The organism is Amycolatopsis sp. SID8362 (assembly GCF_010550475.1).
Taxonomy (GTDB): domain Bacteria; phylum Actinomycetota; class Actinomycetes; order Mycobacteriales; family Pseudonocardiaceae; genus Amycolatopsis; species Amycolatopsis eburnea.
Map to the genome: position 1 here is coordinate 1 of NZ_JAAGNB010000856.1, position 278 is coordinate 278.

1 protein-coding gene is annotated in these 278 nt (G+C 74.8%); it reads left to right on the forward strand.

Annotation, left to right across the window (positions count from 1 at the left end):
- Positions 1–126 precede the first annotated feature (126 nt).
- On the forward strand, positions 127–278 hold a 152-nt coding region (locus tag G3I65_RS26480), incomplete at its 3' end, for an ATP-binding protein (protein WP_160698512.1).

Below are 278 nucleotides of genomic sequence, written 5' to 3' on the forward strand. Positions count from 1 at the left end.
GCACCTCGCCGCCGCCCTGTCCTGAGCCCGGCGACGCCGGTGGCGACCGTCCACTGAGGCACTTTCCCCCGTTCTTCCGCGACGGCAACGGATTCGTCTACCGTCAGGACGAGGAGATGGTCCGCGATGGTCGAACCGCTGCGGTTCGTGGGGCGCGCCGCCGTGCTGGGCGAGGTCGGCGCCGTGCTCGCCGACGCCCGGGCCGGGCGGGGCAGGCTCGTGCTCCTGACCGGCGTCGCGGGGGCAGGCAAGACCCGGATCGCCGCCGAGGTCCTCGC